Origin of the sequence: Catellatospora sp. TT07R-123 (assembly GCF_018327705.1) — a bacterium.
In the GTDB taxonomy this organism is placed as follows: domain Bacteria; phylum Actinomycetota; class Actinomycetes; order Mycobacteriales; family Micromonosporaceae; genus Catellatospora.
Window position 1 is genome coordinate 4583092 of the sequence record NZ_BNEM01000001.1, and the last position, 23229, is coordinate 4606320.

The window sequence follows — 23229 nt, forward strand, 5'->3', positions numbered from 1 at the left end:
GGTGCCCGGTGCGTTTCACGTGAAACCAAAAGATCCAGTTGTGGGGGTGGGAGTCGTATGCGCCAGCTGGGCCCCTGGTCGCGCAGTGGAGGTGTCCGCTGGTCTAAACGGGTGGCTCAGGTGGCTGTGGGATCTGGCGGGGCACGGCGGGCACGAAGGCTCCGGGCGAGGCTCGGCACGGCATAGGTGGGTCAGGAAGAGTCCTCGGCCGTGACGACAAAGGTCGTGCCGCTTCCCGGGCCAGATCGCAAGCCCCTATGGTCCCGCTACGTCAGGCCGTATGTGGTCGCCCGACTCAACACGGGTGTGGTCAGCAGTCTGCTGGGTGACAAGCTGGTCTGCTGTGGCGTCCTGATGCGTCAGAACGGCCTTGCGTCGGGAAGCACCCCTCTTGCCCGAGGAGCTCACTGCGCCTCTCCCCTGCCAGGTCCGTACAGGGGCTGGGCTTAGTGGCTGAGAGACCGGGCACTCGTGCTCGTCCGGAGGGTAGGCGGTGATGTCGTCACCGTCCGGCTGCTCAAGCAGGAGTCGAGTGTCGGCCCAAGGGCTATTCGCCAGGATCGTCTACCGGGCTGCGGGACGGCGTCCGAGAGCCGCCCTCATACGTCGGTTATGGCGCCCCCGCCTGATGGGTTGCGGCGAGGGTAGGGTGGTCATGCGTCGCCGGTAGGCCCAGATCCGTCTGGACTCAGGAGTCGCCATCGTTAGACGGCGGGCCAGCTGTTCGGTCATGCGCACTCGGGCCTGACGTGACTCTCGCTCGGTGCGGTGCAGGGGGCGCCTGTTCGTCACCACCGATGAGGGTAGTTCCGGTGGTCGCGCTCTTGCCAGGCCGGCGAGAGGCTCATCCCAGCATGTTGAGGGCGAAGTATCGCGGGGGCTGTGCCATCCGGGCGGCCTGCGCCACCTGTACGCCGTCACCATGGCTCCGCCAGCCGCCAGCCGCCAGCCGCCAGCCGCCAGCCGCCAGCTCATTGGCGCAGAGGCGAAGATTCGGATGGTGAGGGCTCGCGGTAGGGCAGGGTCGGTGCCGCCTTGTGTTCGGAACGAGGCGCAGTTCTTGGCTGCCCGCGGCTCCAGTTTTGCAAGGTCGAGTACCGGCTTAGCCACGTAGCCCAGCGCGATATCGACAAGGTGTGGCCACAGGGCCACCCGACCGAACGGGATTGCCACACGCCACCGTCGGCCCGTCCGATAACGGAGTGCCGAACGGTGTGATGCGTCCCGACCCAGTCGGCACTCTCTTGCGGCCGTCGAACCGCACCACCTGAGACAGGCGAGATTTGAGCGAGGCCACGCGGAAGGAGCTCGCCACTCGACCCCTGGTCGACTGGTGAGCGGCCGAACGCCACGATGTTCGGGCCGATGACAGACCAGCCCACGCCGAGCAGTGCCTGCCAAGCTGCGGCCTACGCACCTCCTCCACTCCCCTCCCGTCTGCTTACCCGCAATGTTTCACGTGAAACACAGCGGTCGCCGAGGCGGCGAAACGGGACTGGGACCAAGGCTCTGGCGGCAGCGCACTAGCGGTCTGCGCCGGCTCGGCGGCGGACTTGGTCGCTGTGGCGATGTACGGAAGAGCGCCTGCCCCTATCGCCTTCCCACCCCACGCACGAGGAGGAGCACAACGCGTTTGGGAACTCGCGGCTTCACGGGACGCCCTCCCCGACATGCCCGCGACGCGTGCGCCTTGACCGAGTCGGGAGACTCAGTGGAGAAGCACAACAGTAGGTAGAAGTGAGGCCAGGGCCCCGCGTCTCGGTGCGGTGATCTGGTCTTGGTCCCCGACACCTCTGTCATGCGCCAGCGAAGCTTCTATACGGGCGGGCCGCTGACGCGCGCTGTCGACGGCCGACGAAACACCGAGCCAGTTGGCGGCTTCGGGGGCACACCTCGCGTAACGACCACGCAGCCTCGCTGCCGAGGCGAAGTCCGGGACGACGACCAGTGCACAAAAACCGCGTGCTCGTCGAGAGGGCCGCGGAGGTATCGCACTCCCACTGCCTCTGCCGCAAGGTGCCGACCCGCCGGCGAGCTACCTGCCTACGCCATCACGCAGTCCAGTCATGCCGCACTTCCTGTCCTCACCTTGGGCAGCGGGTTGCCTCCACCCGAACAGTGGCAGCCACTGCCCACGTCGACCTCGACCCGGCGCCGTAGCCAGCCACCGAACGACGGGCGAGGTTGTCTGTCGAGTGTGACCTAGCGACCGCGCGACTGCGGTTGCGGTACATCAGGAGCGTGCGTGTTCCGGCGTGTGCTTGAGCCAGCGATCGCGCAGGATTGTCGCGAACGCACCGCGGCTGTCCCGGCACCCTGTCACGCGCCGGTCCCCATCGTCGGGCCCGCCCTGACCGACCGCACCGGAATCGCCGCCCGTGACGGCGACGGCGCCGACCACCATGAGGTGGTGCTCGCTGCGGCCGTCGCTTCCTGGCCACCGAGCAGCCCTGCTGACAGGCCGACGAGCTCCCTACGTGCTTGATGGGAAGCCGGCAGCAGATTGTCGGCTGGCGACGTGCTGGCCGAGCGATACGCCTGGAGGAGCACATCAACAACGACAGCGCCGGGCCCAGGTGCGGCGCGGCGTGGACGTCGTGCTCCGGCGCCCGGTCTAACAGGCCGGGCGCGTGCACTGGTGTGAGGGCTCGCGCCGCATTACTGCGGCGAATCAAGCGGCCCACTACCGCCCCCCACACGACTTTTCTCCAAGTCGTCAGTTACGGACCATGGCGGTCGCGCCCTCGCCGCCTTGCACGACTACACGGCCAGCAGATAGTGCAAGACCCGGCTCCATTGCGGCAGACACTGCCGAGCCAACCCAGGGAGCGTCAGCCCTAGCTTGAGGTCCGGCTCCCTTCGGGGCAGCCGTTTGCGTAGCGTCCTCGCGGCTGGACGTGCTCCGCCAAGAGACAGGGACATCACGACTCGTCAGTTGAGCCTGCTGGCTCCGACGTCCTGGCTGTCCCGCTTCGCATCTCGCCCTTCCGTCGAACGGCTCCGCGTGCCTCATACGCCTGTCGGCCAGAACGGAGCATGACGGAGTGGCATCCGCTCGCTCTTCTGGTCAGGGACGGATTCGTCTCTCACTGTGTCCAGCTGTCACGGTCGTACCACCTCAGCCGTGGTCGAACCAAGTCTGTGCGACGTGCAGCCAGGCACGGCAGAACACTGCGGATGAGGCCATCGCCGTCGCTTCATACTCGCCGAGGTCGCTCGTCCGCATCTTCACCGACAACCTCCCCGGGTATTGCCATGGCGAAGTCTGACGGTGCCGACGTCAGCCCTCGGGCGGCAGCGGCGGTAGTTCTGGTTGCCTCAACCGCCGTAGAGCTGTCCGAAGAGCGAGGGTCGTGTGCACGGTCTCTAGATCCGACCCGACGTGTATCCACGATGCTCCGAGAGGATCACGATGTTTCACGTGAAACACAGCGATCGCGCGAGCAAGTCTTGGACTTCGCGGCGGCGGTTGCCCGACAACGCGCTGAGGCATCAGCACGCGGGTGGCGTTCAGTACACGCGGCGAGTCCGATACGCGCGGGTGTCATCCTGCGCCCCTGATTCCTCACCATCGACTTCTGGCGCAGACGTGCGTCGTATACCCGGACGGGGTGACGAACCAACGCGGCGCTTCGGAACTGTTCGGCATCAACGACGTCGTGCTCTGCGGACGGCTAGCCAGAAGCCCATCGCATCGTTCGAGCCAAGACCTTTTCCTGGTCAGCCCGCGATGGTGAATCCCAAATGCCCCCGGTCGAGAACCACGTAACTTCCGTGCCGCCCATGCGTTACCAGCGGGCAGCGGGCAGCGGGCAGCGGGCAGCGGGCAGCGGGCAGCGGGCAGCGGGCAGCGGGCAGCGGGCAGCGGGCAGCGGGCAGCGGGCAGCGGGCAGCGGGCAGCCTGTCGGCCGATATCCTGCACCACTCACGGCCCTCCGATCGCAAACGTCAGCGCGGCGGCTCGCGGTGCACCGGTCGGCGGCTGTAGTCGGATCCGGGTTGTAAACCGGTGACTGATACCGACCCCACGGCGAACCCGGCTGCTCATAGTTCAAGTCGGGTCGGTTCGAACAGGCAACCCGCCGGCCCGGCCCGCGTCGGAAGCCGGCGCGTCAAGAATCGGCTGCGAGTCTCGAACCTCCTGCCGCGTTGGGCCAGCAACCCGGCGTACTCGATGGGCTTGAGCCTCGCTCGCCACCGCCACCGAGGCCCGGAACACGGCCGGGTCGCGCCAGTAGCGCCAACGCCGATTCTCAGCAGCAACATCACTTCTCGGACCGCCAGATACACTGGCCCGCTCGTCTGGTGTACTCGTGCGGCCTGTGCCGAGGAGAAGAAGACGACTCGGGCGTACGGCTGGTCGGGGCAAGGTAGGAGCTCGGCAGCATCGCCCGGCCGCAGCTGGATGAGAGCTGCCGGACAAGGGCTGGTCCCAGCACCGGCGGCCGACCTGTTGGCAGGACGAACAGTCCGGTCGGCTTGCGCACCTGGAAGGTGCAGACCCGGCACTTGATCGCGCCGCAGGACACAGGCAGCCCGACTGGCTCGCGACCGGCAACGCGGGACCTCCGCAAGGTCTGATACTCCGCCAGCCAACCTCAGAGCTCGCGGTTCCAGACTCGTCAGGATCAAGCCGCAGCCGCACCATAGGCGGAAGCCACGCGCCAGCATCGCGGCAGAGGTTGATCAGCCTCGGCGATGTCCGTCCTTCAGCGCCTCAGCCACAGGCCACTCCTCAGGCGGCGGCCAATCGAGACGCTGCTCGACATCAACCAACCGTCCCGCGATGGTCCGGGCACAACCTCAGCCGATCCAGCCTCAGCCGGCTTGGCTCCGAGGGCTTCGGCCGTAGCCCGCTCCCCCGTTCCGGGCGCCAGCGCTCTTCGACCCCATCTCCGAGCCCCGATCTCCTCGGCCCGATCCGTTAGTGGCGATCCCCTCGCGACGGCCTGTCCACCATCAGACCACCCCGCATGCCGACCTTCTTGCCAACCTCGGACCGTAGCCCTGACCCCAGGACACGGGTCTGGGGCACTGGCCTGAAGGTGTAGTTGATCTTCGTCTACGGGCTGAGGCCTCAACGGCTAAGCGGCCTTCGCCCCCTACCCGCGGCTGTCCACAGCTTTCTCCAGCCAGATGCTCACGAAGCGCAAATAACGCGAATCGGACTATCCCCAGCTCAGAGCCGGTACCTGTGATCCACAACCTGCCCAAAGTTGTCCACAGCTCGCCCGTGACCCTTTCCACAACCGGGCTTCAGTTATCCACAGCCCCCGTTTCACGTGAAACCAGCACCCGTTCTCGCCCCGTTGAGCGTCGTTTCGGCGTGATGAGCACGCGAAATCACGGTTCCGCGGGTCGGCGCCCAGGTCCGTGGCGAGGGTCACGATCCGTGGTTCCACAGCCCTGAAGGCGACTGTCCACACAGTTATCCACAACCGGCTGTGGAGAGTGGTTTCACGTGAAACCACATGTCCACAACTCTCGGGCCAGGGGGAGACAGGACCGCCTGGCTGGGCTAGATTCTGCAGGTGGCCGATACCCCCATGCCCCTTCCCGGCTTCACTGCGTGGCCCTCGTTCCCTTTCGAGGGTGATATCAAGGTCAAGCAGCTTGACCCGCCGGTGGACACCGAGCCCACCCGCAAGGGTGAAGACTCTGCCGACTGCACGGCCTGCGCTGCGCCGGATGATGCGTACATCTGGGTGAACGAGCGCTGGCGGGTGCGGACCATGGACCGCCCTACGGGGCTGCCCATGGTGCTCATGCTTGAGCCGCGTTCACACCTCGATCTGGGCGACCTGCCCAACCTTCTCGCCGCCGAGCTCGGTGTGATGACGGTGCGGCTGGAGCGGGCGATGCGATCGCTCGACAACGTCGCCCGCGTCCACGTGTACCGGTGGGGTGACGGTGCGGCCCATCTGCACGTGTGGTTCATGGCTCGCCCAACGGGCCAGCTCCAGTTGCGCGGCACGTTCCTGCCGCTGTGGGACGACATCCTGCCGCCCATCCCTGAGGTCCAGTGGAAGGAGAGCCTGGCGCATGTCGCCGCCTGGCTCGCCGAGTTCGGGGGCACTCCACTGGCTCAGCCGCCGCGCATCGACTGGCAGGCGCCGGCCAAGCTCGGCGAGGCGTGAGCAAGGGATCTCAAGACAACAAAAGCGGAGCGGGTGTGGTTTCACGTGAAACCACACCCGCTCCGCTTTTGTTCGGCACGGGCACGGAGAGCCGGCTCCGGCGTTGCGCTGCTACCAGGGCAGCGGGCCGTCGTCCTGGAGGAAGGCGCCGGTGGGCGGCGAGTCCTGGGTGGCCACCGCCACCGCGATGCGGGCGCCCTCCTCGCGGGTACGAGTTCCGGAGTTGTTGTTCAGGTCGGTGGCCGTGAAGCCGGGGTTGACGGCGTTGACGGAGATGCCGCTGTCCCGAAGCTCCTTGGCGTAGCAGGCGGTCGCCATGTTCAGCGCGCTCTTGGAGGAGGCGTACGCCAGGAAGGCCAGCTTGTAGTACGGCGACTCCGGGTCCATGGCCAGGGAGATCGAGCCGAGGTCGCTCGACATGTTGATGATCCGGGCGTCGTCGGCCCGCCGCAGCAGCGGCAGCATCGCGTTGGTGACGGCAACGACCCCGAACAGGTTCGTCTCGTACACCTCGCGCAGCGTCGCCACGGTGGCCTCGCTCGGCAGCGCCGTCCCGTCGTAGCGGGCGATGCCGGCGTTGTTGACGAGCACATCCAGGCGGCCGTATTCGGCGTCGATCCGAGCGGCAGCCGCGGCGATCGACTCCGGGTCGGTCACGTCCAGCTGAACGAAATCCGCCCGGTGTCCTTCCGTGCGCAAGGCGGCCGCGGCGGCCGTGCCGCGTTCCGCGGAGCGGGCGGCCACCAGGACGGTGAAGCCGTGGGCGGCCAGGCCGCGGGCGATCTCGTACCCGATTCCCTTGTTGGCTCCGGTGATCAGTGCAGTCTTGGTCATGTCCCCATCCTGCGGCGGTTGCGGGCCGTCAGGGAGGCCACCGTCGATGGTGGTACCGGTGGTACCTCCCCTGGTGAGCGGCGACAGGGCAGGCTGAGCGTATGGAAAGAGAAGCGCTGGCGGAGTTCCTCCGCAACCGCAGGGCTCGACTGGGCCCGGCCGAGGTGGGCCTGCCTGTCGGCGGCCCGCGCCGTACGCCCGGTCTGCGGCGGCAGGAGGTCGCGCAGCTGGCCGGCATCTCGATCGAGTACTACATCCGCCTGGAGCAGGCGCGCGGGCCGCATCCGTCCCGGCAGGTGCTCGCGGCACTCGGCCGGGCCCTGATGCTGAACGCGGACGAGCGGTCCCACCTGTTCCGTCTGGCGGGCGAACTGCCGCAGCAGACCGACGGTCCCCCACGCGACGTGCCCGCAGGCATCCTGCATCTGCTGACCGCACTGACCGAGGTGCCCGCGTACGTCCTGGACGCCAAGTACGACGTGCTGGCGTGGAACGGGCTCGCGGGCCGCCTGCTGACCGGTGGCCCGATCGTCGACCTGGCGGCGGTCCCGCCCCGGCAGCGCAACGTCGTGCGCTGGATCTTCGAGTCGCCGGATCTGCCCCGCCGCCTGGCCGACGAGGACGCCGCCCGGTTCATCCGTTCCGCGGTCGCGGACCTGCGGGCGGCGCGGGTCCGCTACCCCGGCGACCGCGGGATCCGGGAGCTGGTGGATGAGCTGCTGCGGACCAGTCCCGAGTTCGGTGAGATCTGGGCGGAGCACGGCGTGGACACCCACCGGAACATGGTCAAGCGGATGGACCATCCGGTGCTGGGCCCGCTGGAGTTCGAGTGCCAGGTGCTGCTCGTGCCGGACCGGGATCAGCGCCTCGTGGTGTACGCCCCCGCGCCGGGTTCAGCCTCGGCACAGGTGCTGCGCCAGCTCGCCAGTGCCAGCGGACGTTGAGAAGGGCACCTTCCACCGCGTAAAGCGATGAGAAGGTGCCCTTCTTTACCCCGCAGGGGTCAGCGGTGGGCGGCGCGGCGGACGAGGGTGGCGAGGACCTCGCCGAGGTCGAGGCCGCCGGCCTGGACGGCCATCGGGAGCAGGGACGTCTCGGTCATGCCCGGGGCCACGTTGACCTCCAGGACGGTGCAGTCGCCGTCCGGGGTGACGATGAGGTCGACGCGGGACAGGTCGCGCAGGCCCAGGGCGCTGTGGGCGGCCAGCGCGGTCTTGACCACGTGAGCGGTGACGTCGGCTTCGAGCCGGGCAGGGGTGTGCCAGGTGGTGAGCCCGGCGGTGTAGCGGGCGGCGTAGTCGTACACGCCGTTGCTGGGGACGATCTCGACCGGGGGCAGCGCGAACGGGCCCTCGCCGAGGTCGAGCACCGAGACGGCGACGTCGACGCCCGCGACGTAGCGCTCGACGAGCGCGGTCTGGTGGTACGCGAAGCAGCCGACCATCGCGGCCGGCAGGGCCGACGCGTCGGTGACCACCGCGGCGCCCAGGCCGGAGCCGCCCTGGGCGGGCTTGACCATCAGCGGCAGGCCGAGGCGGTCGACGATGCGCTCCAGCACGGCGACCGCGCCCAGCTCGGAGAACCGGTCGTGCGGCAGGGCCACCCAGTCCGGGGTGGGGATGCCGGATTCGCTGAGCACCGCCTTGGCCGACGGCTTGTCCCAGGCGAGCCGGGAGGAGCGGGCGTCGCAGCCGACGTACGGCACGCCGCAGAGGTCGAGCACACCGCGCAGTGAGCCGTCCTCGCCGGTGGAGCCGTGCAGCGCGATGAAGACGGCGTCCGGCGGGTCGGCCTTGAGCATGGGCAGCAGCATCACGTCGGCGTCGGCGAGTTCCGCCTCGACCCCGGCGGCGCGCAGCGCGTCGAGGACGCGGGCACCGGAGCGCAGCGACACGTCCCGCTCATACGAAAGCCCGCCCGCGAGGACCAGGCAGCGCAGGTCGGTCTCGGTCGCGGGCGGGGCAGAGTTCGCGGTCACAGGTTCAGATCATGCCAAGTCGGGCCCGGGGGCGTGCGCGCCGGGCCGCTCCGGGCCGACGGCGCAGTCCAGCGGGCCGGTGCCGGCGAAGACCGCGCGCAGCGCGAGCTCCTGCTCGACCACGCCCGCCAGGCGCCGCACGCCCTCGCGGATGCGCTCGGGGGCCGGGAACGAGAAGTTGAGCCGCAGGTGCTGGCGGCCGGTGCCGTCGGCGTAGAAGCCGGTGCCGGGCACGTACGCCACGCGGGCGGCGATGGCCCGGGGCACCATGGCCTTGGAGTCCAAGCCCTCGGGCAGGGTCGCCCACACGAACAGGCCGCCCGCGGGGCGGGTCCAGGTGGTGCCCTCCGGCATCAGGTCGGCCAGCGCGGACAGCATGGCGTCGCGGCGCTCGGCGTAGATCTGCTGGTACGTCTTGAGCTGCTGGCGCCAGGGCATCGTGGACAGGTAGGTGCTGACCACGGACTGGGCGAAGTTGCTGGGGCACAGGATGTTCGCCTCGGTGGTGATCACCAGCTTGTCCCGGACCGCGTGCGGGGCCAGGATCCAGCCGACCCGCAGGCCAGGCGCGAACGTCTTGGAGAAGGTGCTCAGGTAGAAGACCCCGTCGCGGCGGCGGGCGCGCAGCGGTCGCGGCGCCTCGCCCTCGAACCCGAGTCGGCCGTACGGGTCGTCCTCGATGACCAGCAGCCCGGCCCGCTCGCAGATGTCGAGCACCTGCTCGCGGCGCTCCTCCGACAGGGTGACACCGGCCGGGTTCTGGTACGTCGGGATGGTGTACAGGAACTTGACCCGCCGCCCGAGCTTGCGCTGCTCCTCGATGGCGGTCTCCAACGCGGCCGGGATGAGCCCGTCGTGGTCCATCGGCACGTGCACGACCTGCGCCTGTGCGGCCTGGAACACACCCAGCGCCCCGACGTAGGTCGGGCCCTCGGCGAGGACGACGTCGCCCGGGTCGAGGAAGAGCCGGGCGATGAGGTCGAGGGCCTGCTGGCCGCCGATGGTGACGACCACGTCCTCCGGGGAGGCGCCGACCGAGGCGTCGATGCCGACGTCGGCCATCAGGGCGCAGATCTGCTCGCGCAGCTCCGGCATGCCCTGGCCGAGCCCGTACTGCAGGGCGGTGGCGCCCGAACGGGCGACGAGCTCGCCGATTACCTCGCCGACGGCGTCGAGCGGCAGGGCGGAGATGTATGGCATGCCGCCGGCCAGTGACACGACCTCGGGTCGGTTGGCCACGGCGAAGAGAGCTCGGATCTCCGATGCGGTCATCCCCGAGATGCGCTGTGCGTATCGGTCGGTGTAGTCGTCGAGCGTGGTGCCCGTCTCCGCCACGATCCCTCCCCAGTGCCGTGGAACGCCGGGAAGATCCGTGTTCCGCAGAGTCAGTCATCAAATCGTACGCTGGGTAAAGTCGCTCTTGAACCGACATTCGGTCGAATCCAACCGACGGGATAGGGTGCAGTCGGGCAGAAGTCGGGCGTAAAGTCTATGAGTTGGGCCCGTTCGCGGGTCCGCTCGTGTCGGCATGCGGCCACGCCGCTCTCGGAGCAGGAGCTGTTCATGTCACGCAGAGTGGTCAACCTGACACTCGACACTCTTGAGGACCTGCCCAAGAGCTGTCGCAGCTGCGTGTTCTGGGAGCTCGATCCGGTCGCGGCCGAGCGTGCCTGCGCTGCGGGCGACCCGGGGCTGGAGAAGGAGGCGTGGGTCTCGCAGACCCTGCTGGAGTGGGGCTCCTGCGGCAAGATCGCCTATGTCGACGGCATGCCCGCCGCCTTCGTCCTCTACGCCCCGCCGATGTACGTCCCGCGCGGCAACGCCTTCCCCACCTCGCCGGTCTCCCCCGACGCGGTCCAGCTGATGACCGCGCACGTGGTCGCGGCGTTCGCCGGGGGCGGCCTGGGCCGGGTGCTGATCCAGTCGGTCGCCCGCGACCTGACCAAGCGCGGGGTGAAGGCGATCGAGGCGTTCGGCGACGCCAAGTTCGGCGAGCACGACGCCGAGGCGCACCAGCAGAACAGCTGCCTGGCCCCGGCCGACTTCTTCCTGGCGGTGGGCTTCAAGACGGTGCGGCCGCACCCGCGCTACCCGCGGCTGCGGATGGACCTGCGCACGGCCCTGTCCTGGAAGTCCGACGTCGAGTACGCGTTGGAGAAGCTGCTCGGCTCGATGAGCCCCGAGCTGCTGCGCCCCGGCGTCCGTCCGGCCGTGCGGGGCACCACCAACTAGCGCGGCAGCCGCTGCCGCATCGTCAGCTCCGCCCGGTCGGCGGCGGCCAGCCCCGCGTCCCAGCCCTCGCGGTTGCTCACGGTCGCGCTGCGCCCGGTGCGCTCGGGGAACAGCGCCTCGAACGCCGCGTCGACGGCCTCGGCCCGTGCGGCCAGCAGTGGCACCAGGTCGGTTCCGGCCACCACCTCGGCGTCGACCTGCTCGGTCGCCTGGGTCAGCCGCTCGCCGACGCGCTGCGCGTACGCGGTGAGGAACGAGTGCCGGAACGAGCGGGTGTTGTTGCGGCCGTACCGGTCGGCCCTCGGGCCGGTGCCGGTCATCGCGCGGGTCGCCTGGACCAGCAGCGAGGTGAACAGCAGCTCCACCGCCTCCAGGTCGGCCTCGAACCCGACGACCGTGCTCAGGCCCCACTCCTTCATGAACACGGCGTGGCAGCGGTTGGCCTCGGCGACAGCCTGCAACAGCAGGCACTTCGGCAGCTCGTACGGGTTGTCGACCGGGATGCGCAGCACTGCCGGCCCGTCCGTGCCGCCCTCGGCGGCCGCCAACCGGGCGGCGTCGATGCTGTGCCGCGCCATCAGTTCCTGCGCCTTGGCGGTGAACGCCTCGGCCTCCTCCTCGAACGTGGTCGACTCGGCCTTGGCCAGCAGCGCCCGGATGCGGTCGAGCTGGCGCTCCTGCCCGTCACCCGGGCGTGCCTGGCGCGGGACCCGGCGCGGCGGGGCGGCGCCCGGTGCCGGGACGACCAGCTCCAGCTGGGGCAGGCGCAGGAACAGCTCCACGAGCATGGCGACGTAGTCAACTAGCTCGCCGCGATCGAGCCGATGCGTGGTGACGAACTCGCGGGCATAGGCGAAGTCGTCGCTCCACCAGGCGACGGCGTTCAGCTCGTCGAGCTGGGCCTGCCAGCGCGGATCGACCTGTTCGGCGGTGAAGGCTCTGCTCAGGCCGGCCGCCGCGTCGGTGACGATCAGGGCGGCGGTGGCGTCGAAGGTGCGCCGCACCGCGCGGACGAGTTCGGCCGGCTGCCAGTTGGCGTTCCAGGCCCGCTGGACACCCTTCTCCAACAGCACCAGCATGGCGACGTCGACAGCCTGCTCGCCGAGCGAGGAGGTGAGGATCTGGCCGCGGACCAGGCGGTAGCGGCGCTCGTCGCCATTGCGCAGGCAGAGCACGGCCTCGTGGAACATGCGCTCCGCGTAGTCCACCGGCGAGGGGCCGGAGTCGGTCACTTGCTCAGTTCTCCCAGGGCCAGGCGGAGCTGGCTGACGTCGATGGTGCCGGTCTTCACGTCGATCTCGGCCGGGTAGTACATGCGCTGCACGGCGGCGACGATCGCCTCGACCACGCGCTCGCGGAACATCGGGTCGGTGAGCTGCGCGCGGTCCTTCGGCGAGGTCAGGTAGCCGACGTCGACGCGTACCGCGGGCATGCGGGTGTAGCGCAGCAGCTCCCACGTCTTGGCGTGGGTGTGGCAGTTGCGCAGGCCGGTGCGGGCCACGATCTCGCGCTGCACCAGCCCGGCCAGCCGCTCCCCCATCGTCGAGGTGACGCCGTCCCCGGTGCCGTAGTGGTACGTCGCGACGCCGTCGGCCTCCGGGTTGTGGTGGCCGTCGATGTGCAGCGAGATCAGCAGGTCGGCGGCGAGGTCGTTGGCCAGCTGCGCCCGGTCGGCGTCGCTGGGCGCCTCGATCGGCAGCGGGCCCCGGGTCAGGTGCACCCGCATCCCGGCGGCGGCCAGGCGGCCCTCCAGCCGGGTGGCCAGGTCGTACGCGAGGTCGGCCTCGGTCCAGCGCAGGGGCCCGTCGGGGACGACCACGCCCGGGTCGGAGCCGCCGTGGCCGGGGTCGATCACGATCTGGCGGCCGACCAGGCTCGGTCCGGAGGCGCGGAACAGCGACTCCTCGCGCAGCTTCAGCGGCGAGCCGCCGGTCACCTTGCGCCCCAGCCGGCGCAGCATGTGCAGGGTCTGCGGGCCGCAGGAGCCGTCGGGCACTAGGCCCATCTCACGCTGGAACGCCGACAGCGCCTTGGCGGTGCGCGCCCCGTACGTGCCATCGGTGCGCCCGGCGTCGTAGCCCATCTCCAGCAGCCGCTCCTGCAACTGGCGCACGTCGTCGCCGCGCAGCGGGTTGGAGACGCTGTAATACAGCGTGCGGGCGCCCAGCGTCCATCTCGCGGCGTCCAGCGCCCGCCAGGTCTCCGCGCCGACCTCGCCGTCGACGGACAGCCCACGGCTCTGCTGGAAGGCCCGGACGGCCCGCTCGGTCGCCTCGTTGAAATGGTCGGCCTCGGCCGAGTCGGGGGCGGGCGGCATCAGGCCGAGCGTGACCAGGATCTGCCGGATCTCGGTGACGGCAGGGCCCCGCTCACCGCGCTTGATCGCTCGCACAGGCGGACCTCCAGAGAAACCTCACAAATGCCACCGGAGCCTATCGTGCCGCTCGGGCTGGCAGTGACGAGCGCCACGGTTACAGCTGTGCCGGGGCTCCGTAACAGGCCGAGGCCCCGAGCGTAAGCCCGGGGCCTCGGAAAACAGTGTCAGAGAGCGGACTCGATCAGGCGGACGATGTCGCCCTTCGGGCGGGCGCCCGCGACCGACTGCACCGGCTGACCACCCTTGAACAGGGTGAGCGTCGGGACCGACATGACCCGGTAGGCCCGTGCGGTCTCCGGGTTGGCGTCGATGTCGAGCTTGACGATGGTGACCTGGTCCTTCATCTCGCTGGCGATCTCCTCCAGCACCGGGGCGACCTTGCGGCACGGGCCGCACCATTCAGCCCAGAAGTCCACCAGGACCGGCTTGTCGGACTGCAGCACGTCGGCGACGAACGAGGCGTCGGTGACCGCCTTGGATCCCATCTCGCGTCTCTCCTATCTCAGATCTCTACTTGAAGCCTGTCTCAGGGGGCCAGACAGCGCTCTCCGGCCCGTCGCGCACTAGTGCGCAAGGAACCGCTCAGCGTCCAGGGCCGCGGTGCAGCCGGTGCCGGAGGCGGTGATGGCCTGGCGGTAGGTGTGGTCGACCAGGTCGCCCGCGGCGAAGACGCCGGGGATGCTGGTACGGGTGCTCGGCGCGTCGACCTTCACGTAGCCCTCGTCGTCCAGGTCGACCTGGCCGACGAACATCTGGCTGCGCGGGTCGTGGCCGATGGCGACGAAGACGCCGCTGACGGGCAGCTCGCGGGACTCGCCGGTGATCACGTTGTGCACGCGTACGCCGGAGACCTTGCCGTCGGCGCCGAGGATCTCGTCGATCACGGTGTTCCACTCGACCGAGATCTTCTCGTTCGACAGCGCGCGCTCGGCCATGATCTTGCTGGCGCGGAACTCGTCGCGGCGGTGGATGATCGTCACGTGCTCGGCGAAGCGGGTGAGGAACGTGGCTTCCTCCATCGCCGAGTCGCCGCCGCCGGCCACCACGATGCGCTGGCCGCGGAAGAAGAAGCCGTCGCAGGTCGCGCAGGACGACACGCCGTGGCCGAGCAGCTCCTGCTCGCCGGGCACGCCCAGCGGGCGCCAGGCCGAACCGGTGGCCAGGATGACGGCGCGCGCCCGGTACTCCGTGTCGCCGACCCACACGCTCTTGATCTCGCCGGACAGCTCCACCCGGGTCGCGTTGTCGGTGATGAACTCGGTGCCGAAGCGCTCGGCCTGCTTGCGCATCTGGTCCATCAGCTCGGGACCCATGATGCCGTCGGGGAAGCCGGGGAAGTTCTCGATCTCAGTGGTCGTCATCAGCGCGCCACCGGACTCGACGCCCTCGATGAGCAGGGGCTTGAGGCTGGCGCGCGCGGCGTATACGGCGGCGGTGTAACCGGCCGGACCCGAGCCGACGATGATCAGGTTTCGGACGTTCTCCACGAAACGCGCTCCCTAGCGATCGATTCGCCGTGCTGACGCAGGCTGAAACGCCATCGTACGGAGCGCGCATTCCTTTACCACCCCAGCGGTGGGTCAGCTCACTGTGTCTAGTCTGCCGCGACCCGGAACAGCTCGTCAGAGCCGTTCACGCCGCACTGCGGACCGGCCACCACGACCCAGCGCCCGGTGGTGGTCGCCATCGTGATGACCAGTGCGGGCCGCCCCTCGAACCGGGCGAAGTCGACCAGTTCCACCGTGCCGGGCAGCGTGGCGGACACCGCGCTGAGGCAGCCCCCGAGCGCCGGTTGCGACTCGGCCAGCTGACGCAGCTCCGGCGGCGTGTTCTGGGACATCCAGCTCGACGCGTCCCCGGGCGTGGACTTCGTCTCGGGCGTGCTGAGCGTCGTCATCGGCGGCGTCTGCATGCCGTTGCGCAGGTCGTCGGTCACCGTGTAGCGGTTGTAGTCCGTGCCGCTGGACAGCCGCCGATACAGCGCCGAGGAAAGCTCGGCGCTGGCCGGCATCTCGGCCCCGCTGTCGGCGGCGCTGCCGGCACCGCCGAGCTGCGACAGCGGCAGGGTGATCCCTGCCAGCGCCAGCGCGGCCGCGGCGACACCCACCGGCACCGCCCAGCGGCGACGGCGGCGGGCCGCGGTGGCGGGACGGCGGTCCAGGGTGCGCTCACCGGTGCCGGACCGGGGCGCCGGGGTGGGTGCGGGCGCGAACTGCGGCCCGGCCAGCAGCTCGTCGAAGCGGGCCGCCAGGTCGGCGGGCATGGGCTCGGGGGTCGCGGCGAGCAGAGCCAGGTCGGCCGAGACCAGCGGCATCGCCGACCGCATCAGGCCGGCGGCCTCGGCCCAGGCCGGGTCGTGGGCGACGAGATCGCCGACACGTGCCTCGTCAGGGGTGCCGTCGAGAGCGCCGTCCATCCAGTCGGCGAGCAGATCGAGATCGACCGTGCTCATCAGGCGCCTCCTCTCGGCGTGGTCTGGCTGTCGCGCGGCGGTGTGGCCGTGTCGGGTCGGACGTCGCCGTCGCCGCTGAGGTTGCGTAGGTGGCCCAACATCACAGCCAGCCGGGCGCGCCCCCGTGAGCAGCGGCTCTTGATGGTGCCCTCCGCCACTCCCATCATGGTCGCGACCTCGGCCACCGAGTAACCCTGCAGGTCCACCAGGACCAGCGCGGCGCGCTGCTCGTACGGCAGGTCGGCCAGGGCGGCGCGGACCACCATCGCGGTGTCGTGGTCGGTGCTCGGGGCGGCCGGTTCGTGCCGCCCGGCCCCGTGCCGGTCGTCCTCGTCGGGTCCGGCCTGGCCGGGCAGCGGCACGGTGGCGTGGGTCTGGCGCCGCCGGAGCCGGTCGACGCAGGCGTTGACCACGATGCGGTGCAGCCAGGTGGTGACCGCCGCCTCACCCCGGAACCGGGCCGCGGCGCGGTGCGCCGACAGCATCGCCTCCTGGAGCGCGTCGGCGGCGTCCTCGCGGTCGTTGACCGTGCGCACCGCGACCGCCCAGAGGCGATCGCGGTGGCGGCGGAACAGCACGCCGAAGGCGTCCGGGTCACCGGCGACGTGGGCGTGCAGCAGCTCCTCGTCGGTACGGAGATCCGGGCCGCTCACTGCACCTCGACTACGATCTCCTGCACGCCGATCCGGTACTTGTTCGCGGTCTCCAGCGGCAGGTCGGTGATCCAGACCAGGAGGAACTGGTACGGCACGGAGGTGTCGGTCGGGAACACCATGGTGGTGCCGGAGTCCTTGCCGAGCGCCTCACCGAGCTGCTTGTACGTGTCGACGATGGTCTTGTCGCCCGCGCTGGTGCTCGGGGCGTCGACCAGGCCTGTACGAAGTTCGGCGGAGGCGCCGGGCACCGTCAGCTGCACCTTGACGCTGGAGACCAGCGCCGGGGTGTCCAGCTTGATCAGGATGCCCATGCCGGACTTCTGGTTGCCGAAGTTCGAGTGGTTGTAATAGCGGCTGGTCTGCCAGGCCGTCTTCAGGTTGCCGTCGACGACGAGCTCGGCGTCCTTGGTCTCGGTACGGTCGCCCTTGGGGTCGACGATGCGGACCTGGTCGGCGCGCAGCTTCAGCGCGTGCGGCTGCGGCGCGGCCGAGGCGGTGGCCTGCGGTCCGGCGCTGGCGGTGGCCTGCGCGAGCGGGTCGCCGTCACCGGAGCTGAGCGCCCGAATCGCGAAGACCAGGCCGGCGATGACCAGGGCCACCGCGACACCGCCCGCGATGAGCAGCTTGGGCGTGGTCGCCCGCGCCGGTGGCTCGGGTGCGGCCTCGTCGGCGAAGCGCAGCGTGCCGTTGCCGCCGAGCAGCAGCCGCTCGCCGGTGTCCAGCCGCGCCAGCTCGGAGGCGAGCACGTGGGCGGTCGGCAGCGCGAGCTTGCCGTCGAGCAGGTCCATTACCAGGTCGTCGAGGTAGGTCGGCACTCCGGCGCGGACGTTGCGCGGGGCGACCAGCGCACCCGTGCCGTCGCGGCGGCCGTCGGGCAGCGCGGATCTGCCGGCCTCGGCCGGCCAGTGCCCGGTGAGCATGAAGTAGGCCAGCGCGCCCAGGCTGCGTACGTCGGCCTCGGTGCTGGTGTGCGTGTCGACGCGGGCGTCGGCGAGCACGACCCGGCTGTCGTTGGCGACGAGCACGGTGCCGGGGTGCACGTTGCCGTGCGCCATGCCGCTGGTGTGCAGTCCGGCGACGGCGTCGGCGACCGCGTGCAGCACCGAGGTGGTGCGCTCGGCGTCGAACGGGCCGTCCTCGGCGACCAGGTCGCGCAGGGCCACGCCGTCGATCCACTCACGGACGACGTAGGCCTGGTCGCCCTCGTCGATGGCGTCGTAGACGCCGATCAGATTGGGGTGCACGACCCGGCTGGCGGTGACCGCCGCCGACAGCATCTCCTCGGCGGACGAACCGCCGGGGCGCCGGAGCACGAGGGCCACGGGGCGCCGGAGCACGACGTCCACGCCGCGCCACACCTGGCGCCCGGCGCTGTCGTTGTTGATGTGCTCCTCCAGGCGGTATCGCTCGGCCAGCACGTCGCCGACCGACAATCCGCCGCGGGTTTCCGCCGCCGGCTCGGCCGCGCGTGGACCCTCGCCGACCTGGGTCACCCGTCCTCCCCCTCGTGAAGCACTGTGGTTGCATCGATGGCGTCGGCTGCGGCCGAAGCCGCCGGAATGCCGTCCGCTACTTAGAGAGCCTAGGCGCTCCGCTCGGTTGCCGAGTGCGACCTTACAGCTATCCGACGGATCGGCGTACCGGTAAGGCGCCCCGTTCTCGGAATCGAACGTATACCACCCGCCCGACTAGATACGCCCTGCGTAGGACACAAAATGGCTACGCTTCCTCCATATCGGGCGAAACAGACGGGGGGCGCTGATGGATGCTGAAGCGATCAGAGCCGGGTACGCCTTCGAGGGACCCGGGCTCGAACTCGGTGCCCTCGTGCTCGACGACGGCAAGGCCGATCCGCAGTGCCCGATCCGGGTCCCGCTGGCGATGCTCAACCGGCACGGGCTCGTCGCGGGCGCCACCGGCACCGGCAAGACCAAGACCCTGCAGGTCATGGCCGAGCAGCTGTCCGCGGCCGGGGTGCCGGTCTTCCTCGCCGACATCAAGGGCGACGTCAGCGGTATGGCCGCCGCCGCGACCCCGTCCGACAAGATCACAGCGCGGATGGCCGAGCTGGGGCAGGCGTGGGCGCCCACGGCGTACCCGTGCGATTTCCTGACCCTGGGCGGCCGGGGCGTCGGGGTGCCCGTGCGCGCGACCGTCACCGACTTCGGCCCGCTGCTGCTGTCGAAGGTGCTCGGGCTGACCGAGGTGCAGCAGTCCTCGCTCAACCTGGTCTTCCACTTCGCCGACCAGAAGGCGCTGCCGCTGGTCGACGTCAAGGACCTCCGCGCGGTGATCCAGTACCTGGTGTCCGAGGAGGGCGCCGCCGAGCTGAAGAACCTGGGCGGGCTGTCCAAGCAGACCGCCGGGGTGCTGCTGCGCGAGCTGATCGGGTTCAGCGACGCGGGTGCCGACGCGTTCTTCGGCGAGCCCCAGTTCGCGACCACCGACCTGCTGCGGCTGGCTCCGGACGGGCGCGGCATGGTCACGATCCTGGAGCTGCCCGGCGTCGTGGCCCAGCCCGCGCTCTTCTCCTCCTTCCTGATGTGGCTGCTCGCCGAGCTGTACGAGGAGCTGCCCGAGGTCGGCGACCCCGACAAGCCCAAGCTGGTCTTCTTCTTCGACGAGGCGCACCTGCTGTTCAAGGACGCGTCCAAGGCGTTCCTGGAGTCGATCACCCAGACGGTGCGGCTGATCCGCTCCAAAGGAGTAGGTGTCTTCTTCGTCACGCAGACGCCGAAGGACGTCCACGCCGACGTGCTGGCGCAGCTGGGCAACCGGGTGCAGCACGCGCTGCGGGCGTACACGCCCGACGACGCCAAGGCGCTCAAGGCGACCGTGTCGACGTTCCCGAAGTCGGACTACGACCTGCAGCAGGTGCTGACCCAGCTCGGCACGGGTGAGGCGATCGTCACGGTGCTGAACGAGAAGGGCGCCCCGACCCCGGTCGCCTGGACCCGGCTGCGGGCGCCGCAGTCGCTGATGGCCGCGGTCGACCCGGCCGTGCTCGGGGCGGTGGTGGCCGCCTCGCCGCTGGGGCCGAAGTACGGCCAGGCAGTGGACCGCGAGTCGGCGTACGAGATCCTCAGCGCCCGGATCGCCGCCGCCGCTCCCCCGCCGCAGCCCGCTCCCCCGCCCGCCGGACGGCAGGCCCAGCCCAAGCCGGACCCCAACCTCGCCGAGCAGATCCTCGGCTCCAAGACCACCAAGCGCCTGCTCACCACGGCCGCGGCCGCCGCCGGCACCGCCATCATCCGCAGCATCTTCGGCACCCGCCGCCGCCGCTGACCCGCGGGACGGGGATCACCGCCCCAGGCGGCGGCGGACCATGCCGAGGACGTCGTGGACCTCTTCGACCCGCAGGGCGAGGGTGACCGCGCCGTACACGCCGCAGATGATCAGGCCGCCGAAGATGAGCGTGACCCACGCGGTGAGGCTGCTCACGCTGCTCTGGGTGGCGCCCATGTAGAGCAGCTTGACGCTGCCCCAACCGGCCGCCGCCGCGACCAGCGCCGCGACCAGCACCTTGGCCAGGGTCGTCGAGATGCGGCGCAGGCCGATCAGGCCGATCCGGCGCTTGAGCAGCACCGCCGAGAACAGGGCGGCGGCGATGTACGAGACGGCGTTGCCGAACATCATGCCGACCGCCGTGGTGCCGATGGCGAACGCGGCGACCCAGCCGAGCTGCAAAGACAGCCGCAGCGAGATCACCGGCAGGTTGATCAGGGCCGGGGTCTTCGTGTCCTGCATCGAGTAGTAGCTGAAGTTGAACAGCTGGCTGATCGCGAACGGCAGCAGGGCCAGCCCGGCCACCATCAGCACCGGCGCGGTGTGGATGGAGGCTTCGCGGTCGACGGCGCCGCGCTCGAACAGCGCGATGGCGATCGGCAGCGCCAGCACGGCGTAGGTGACCGCGATGGGGGCGATGACGACGGAGACCATGCGGATGCCGCGGCTCAGGTCGGCCGCGATGTCGTGCGCCCGGCCGTCGGCGGCGGCGGCGCTCATCCGGGGCAGCAGCGCCGTGATGATCGAGACGGCGATGATGCCGTGCGCCATCATCATCAGCAGGAAGACGTTGTTGTAGATCATCGGGCCGGGGCCGTGCTTCTGGCCGCGGTTGAGCAGGTTCGTCATCACCAGCAGCGCGACCTGGTTGACGATCACGTAGCAGAGCATCCAGCCGCCGATGCGGGCCAGCCGCCGCAGGCCGAGCTCGCGGAAGCCGAACCGCAGCCGCCAGCGGAAGCCCACCTTGCGCAGCGCCGGCAGCAGGCCGAACGACTGGACCAGGATGCCGAGCAGCACACCGCCGCCGAGCAGCAGGATCTCGCCGCGGGTCACCTGGGTGGGGTCGGTGACCGGCTTGTCGTGGTAGATGACCATGAACGCGATGCCGGTGCCGATCACCACGATGTTGTTCAGGATCGGGGACCACATGGGCGGCCCGAACCTGCCCCGGGTGTTCAGCACGGCGCTGCACAGGCCGGTCACGCCGTAGAAGAAGATCGTCGGCAGCATCAGGTACGACAGTGCCGTGATCAGGTCGCGGTACTCCTGCGGGTTGCCGCTGGCGTAGGTCAGCGACAGCAGCGGGGCGCAGACCACCGCGAGCACGGTGGTGATGCCGAGCACGATCATGGTGAGCGTGAGCAGGCGCTGCGTGAAGGCCTCGCCCCGATCCGGGTCGGTCTTGCGCGACCGGACCAGCATCGGCACCAGCACGCTGGACAGGATGCCGCCGAGCAGCAGCTCGTAGATCATGCCCGGGAAGATCTGCGCCGTGGTGTACGTGTCGCCCAGCACCTCGGTGCCGATCGCGGCCGTCAGCACCGCCGTACGCAGGAAGCCCGTGCCCCGGCTGACCAGCGAGCCGACCGCCATCAGCATCGAGTTCCCGGCCGCGCCCTTGTGCTCCTCCTCGAAGCTGGGCTCGGCCGCGGCCTCCAGCTCCTCGGCGGGCAGCCCGTCTGACACCAGCCGTGGCAGCACGGCGGTGTGATCGGCGGCGTCGACCGGGGGGAGGCGATCGGGGGCGGTCATGGCATGCACCATACCTGCGAATCGGGCTGAGCAGCCCGCCAAGTAGGCTGGATGATCGATGTCGCCCTCCACTCCGCTCTCCGAAGCCCAGCGCAACGCCGTCGCCGAACTGCTGCGCGTCTCCCCCGTCGCCGACGAACTGGGCCGCCGGTTCGCCAAGGCCGGTCACGAACTGCACCTCGTGGGCGGTTCCGTCCGTGACGCCCTGCTCGGGCGGCTCGGTGACGACCTCGACTTCTGCACCGACGCGCACCCGGACGAGACCCTGCGCATCGTGAAGGGCTGGGCCGAGGCGACCTGGGAGACCGGTCGCGAGTTCGGCACCATCGGCGCCCAGCGCTCCGGCCTCCGGCTGGAGATCACGACGTACCGGGCGGAGTCCTACGACGGGATCAGCCGCAACCCGCAGGTGCAGTACGGCACGAGCCTGCATGACGACCTGGTGCGCCGCGACTTCACGGTCAACGCGATGGCGGTCAGCCTGCCCGGCCATGAGTTCGCCGACCCGTTCGGCGGGTTGCAGGACCTGGCGGCGCGGGTGATCCGTACCCCCGGCACGCCGCAGCAGTCGTTCGGCGACGACCCGCTGCGCATGCTGCGCGCGGCCCGCTTCGCCGCGCAGCTGCGCTTCACCCTGGAGCCGTCCGTGGTCGAGGCGATGGAGCGGATGTCGGCCGACCTTCAGCGGATCACCGCCGAGCGCATCCGCGACGAGTTCGGCAAGCTGATGCTCGGCGCCGACCCGGTCACCGGCCTGCGGCTGCTGGTCGACACCGGCCTGGCCGACCAGTTCCTGCCCGAGCTGGCCGGGCTCAAGCTGGAGATCGACGAGCACGCCCAGCACAAGGACGTCTACGAGCACACGCTCAAGGTGGTCGCCAACGCGGTCGGGTTCGACACCGCCGACGGCGGCCCCGACCTCGTGCTGCGCCTGGCCGCCCTGCTGCACGACATCGGCAAGCCCGCCACCAAGGCGGTGGGCGCCGACGGCGGCGTGAGCTTCCACCACCACGAGATGGTCGGCGCCCGCCTCGCGAAGTCCCGCCTCAAGCTGATGAAGTTCCCCAAGGACGTCATCACGCCCGTCGTTCAGCTCGTCGCACTGCACCTCCGCTTCTACGGGTACGGCCGGGGCGAGTGGACCGACTCGGCGGTCCGCCGGTACGTCACCGACGCCGCGGACCAGCTCGCACGGCTGCACAAGCTCACCCGTTCCGACTGCACCACCCGCAACAGGCGCAAGGCGTCCCAGCTCGCGGCCGACTACGACGCGCTGGAGCAGCGCATCGCGCAGTTGCAGGAGGCCGAGGACCTGGCCCGGGTGCGCCCGGACCTGGACGGCAACGCGATCATGGAGCTGCTCGGCGTGCCGCCGGGCCCGATCGTCGGCCGCGCCTGGAAGCACCTCAAGGAGCTGCGCCTGGAACACGGCCCGCTCGACCGCGACGCGGCCGAGGCCGAACTCCAGCGCTGGGCCCGCGCCGAGGGCATCCTCCCCCACGCCTGACCACCGTGGCGTGCCG

General features: G+C 70.2%; 16 protein-coding genes. 5 read left to right on the forward strand and 11 right to left on the reverse strand.

What is annotated here, in order from left to right; translation table 11 throughout:
* The first annotated feature begins 5531 nt into the window (after positions 1-5531).
* Entirely contained in the window at positions 5532-6137 is a 606-nt protein-coding gene (locus Cs7R123_RS19920; RefSeq protein WP_244871927.1) for a hypothetical protein, read from the forward strand.
* Positions 6138-6248: 111 nt separating this feature from the next.
* Here the strand turns inward: Cs7R123_RS19920 and Cs7R123_RS19925 are convergent, their stop codons facing one another.
* Positions 6249-6971 carry an SDR family oxidoreductase gene (locus Cs7R123_RS19925; protein ID WP_212828530.1) on the reverse strand — a complete coding sequence of 241 codons (723 nt, stop codon included), beginning with the start codon at positions 6969-6971 and terminating at the stop codon, positions 6249-6251.
* Positions 6972-7072: 101 nt separating this feature from the next.
* Between Cs7R123_RS19925 and Cs7R123_RS19930 the strand changes: the two genes are divergently transcribed.
* Positions 7073-7915, forward strand: a complete 843-nt coding sequence (locus tag Cs7R123_RS19930) for a helix-turn-helix transcriptional regulator (protein WP_212828532.1) — start codon at positions 7073-7075, stop codon at positions 7913-7915.
* Between the two features lie 59 nt (positions 7916-7974).
* Here Cs7R123_RS19930 and Cs7R123_RS19935 read toward each other — a convergent pair whose 3' ends face one another.
* Positions 7975-8949, reverse strand: coding sequence for a D-alanine--D-alanine ligase (locus tag Cs7R123_RS19935; protein WP_212828534.1), 975 nt, complete (start codon positions 8947-8949; stop codon positions 7975-7977).
* A gap of 9 nt (positions 8950-8958) precedes the next feature.
* The gene (locus Cs7R123_RS19940) at positions 8959-10221 is read right to left on the reverse strand and encodes a PLP-dependent aminotransferase family protein (RefSeq protein WP_212829291.1); all 1263 of its coding nucleotides are present in this window, start codon (positions 10219-10221) and stop codon (positions 8959-8961) included.
* A 291-nt stretch (positions 10222-10512) separates the two neighbouring features.
* On the opposite strand from Cs7R123_RS19940, the gene Cs7R123_RS19945 reads away from it, so the two are divergent.
* Positions 10513-11181 carry a GNAT family N-acetyltransferase gene (locus tag Cs7R123_RS19945; protein WP_212828535.1) on the forward strand — a complete coding sequence of 223 codons (669 nt, stop codon included), beginning with the start codon at positions 10513-10515 and terminating at the stop codon, positions 11179-11181.
* Here Cs7R123_RS19945 and Cs7R123_RS19950 read toward each other — a convergent pair.
* The 7 genes from Cs7R123_RS19950 to Cs7R123_RS19980 form a co-directional block, all read right to left on the reverse strand.
* Positions 11178-12413 carry a DUF2786 domain-containing protein gene (locus Cs7R123_RS19950; RefSeq protein WP_212828536.1) on the reverse strand — a complete coding sequence of 412 codons (1236 nt, stop codon included), beginning with the start codon at positions 12411-12413 and terminating at the stop codon, positions 11178-11180. The genes Cs7R123_RS19945 and Cs7R123_RS19950 overlap by 4 nt on opposite strands.
* The gene (locus Cs7R123_RS19955; protein WP_212828538.1) at positions 12410-13573 is read right to left on the reverse strand and encodes an N-acetylmuramoyl-L-alanine amidase; all 1164 of its coding nucleotides are present in this window, start codon (positions 13571-13573) and stop codon (positions 12410-12412) included. The genes Cs7R123_RS19950 and Cs7R123_RS19955 overlap by 4 nt, the downstream gene beginning before the upstream one ends.
* Before the next feature lie 149 nt (positions 13574-13722).
* Positions 13723-14043, reverse strand: a complete 321-nt coding sequence (gene trxA, locus Cs7R123_RS19960; RefSeq protein ID WP_212828540.1) for a thioredoxin — start codon at positions 14041-14043, stop codon at positions 13723-13725.
* Between the two features lie 78 nt (positions 14044-14121).
* The gene (gene trxB, locus Cs7R123_RS19965) at positions 14122-15045 is read right to left on the reverse strand and encodes a thioredoxin-disulfide reductase (protein ID WP_212828542.1); all 924 of its coding nucleotides are present in this window, start codon (positions 15043-15045) and stop codon (positions 14122-14124) included.
* A 107-nt stretch (positions 15046-15152) separates the two neighbouring features.
* The gene (locus Cs7R123_RS19970; protein WP_212828544.1) at positions 15153-16010 is read right to left on the reverse strand and encodes a hypothetical protein; all 858 of its coding nucleotides are present in this window, start codon (positions 16008-16010) and stop codon (positions 15153-15155) included.
* Positions 16010-16663: an RNA polymerase sigma factor SigM gene (gene sigM, locus Cs7R123_RS19975; RefSeq protein ID WP_212828549.1), complete on the reverse strand. Its 654-nt coding sequence runs from the start codon at positions 16661-16663 to the stop codon at positions 16010-16012. Before sigM ends, Cs7R123_RS19970 begins: the two co-directional genes overlap by 1 nt.
* Positions 16660-18159 (reverse strand): protein kinase family protein, encoded by a 1500-nt coding sequence (locus Cs7R123_RS19980; protein ID WP_212828550.1) that lies wholly within the window; start codon positions 18157-18159, stop codon positions 16660-16662. Before Cs7R123_RS19980 ends, sigM begins: the two co-directional genes overlap by 4 nt.
* A 268-nt stretch (positions 18160-18427) precedes the next feature.
* Between Cs7R123_RS19980 and Cs7R123_RS19985 the strand changes: the two genes are divergently transcribed.
* Entirely contained in the window at positions 18428-19951 is a 1524-nt protein-coding gene (locus tag Cs7R123_RS19985) for a helicase HerA-like domain-containing protein (protein ID WP_244871928.1), read from the forward strand.
* 15 nt (positions 19952-19966) lie between these two features.
* Here the strand turns inward: Cs7R123_RS19985 and murJ are convergent, their stop codons facing one another.
* Positions 19967-21706 carry a murein biosynthesis integral membrane protein MurJ gene (murJ, locus tag Cs7R123_RS19990; RefSeq protein ID WP_212828551.1) on the reverse strand — a complete coding sequence of 580 codons (1740 nt, stop codon included), beginning with the start codon at positions 21704-21706 and terminating at the stop codon, positions 19967-19969.
* Between the two features lie 58 nt (positions 21707-21764).
* On the opposite strand from murJ, the gene Cs7R123_RS19995 reads away from it, so the two are divergent.
* Positions 21765-23213 carry a CCA tRNA nucleotidyltransferase gene (locus tag Cs7R123_RS19995; RefSeq protein ID WP_212828552.1) on the forward strand — a complete coding sequence of 483 codons (1449 nt, stop codon included), beginning with the start codon at positions 21765-21767 and terminating at the stop codon, positions 23211-23213.
* Positions 23214-23229 lie beyond the last annotated feature (16 nt).

What these genes read in the sequence shown, in the direction of transcription:
- Cs7R123_RS19925 (WP_212828530.1), bottom strand. Translation starts at nt 6,971, where the DNA reads ATGACCAAGACTGCACTGATCACCGGAGCCAACAAGGGAATCGGGTAC.
- Cs7R123_RS19930 (WP_212828532.1), top strand. Translation starts at nt 7,073, where the DNA reads ATGGAAAGAGAAGCGCTGGCGGAGTTCCTCCGCAACCGCAGGGCTCGA.
- Cs7R123_RS19940 (WP_212829291.1), bottom strand. Translation starts at nt 10,221, where the DNA reads ATGACCGCATCGGAGATCCGAGCTCTCTTCGCCGTGGCCAACCGACCC.
- Cs7R123_RS19945 (WP_212828535.1), top strand. Translation starts at nt 10,513, where the DNA reads ATGTCACGCAGAGTGGTCAACCTGACACTCGACACTCTTGAGGACCTG.
- trxA (WP_212828540.1), bottom strand. Translation starts at nt 14,043, where the DNA reads ATGGGATCCAAGGCGGTCACCGACGCCTCGTTCGTCGCCGACGTGCTG.
- Cs7R123_RS19970 (WP_212828544.1), bottom strand. Translation starts at nt 16,010, where the DNA reads ATGAGCACGGTCGATCTCGATCTGCTCGCCGACTGGATGGACGGCGCT.
- Cs7R123_RS19985 (WP_244871928.1), top strand. Translation starts at nt 18,428, where the DNA reads ATGGATGCTGAAGCGATCAGAGCCGGGTACGCCTTCGAGGGACCCGGG.
- murJ (WP_212828551.1), bottom strand. Translation starts at nt 21,706, where the DNA reads ATGACCGCCCCCGATCGCCTCCCCCCGGTCGACGCCGCCGATCACACC.
- Cs7R123_RS19995 (WP_212828552.1), top strand. Translation starts at nt 21,765, where the DNA reads ATGTCGCCCTCCACTCCGCTCTCCGAAGCCCAGCGCAACGCCGTCGCC.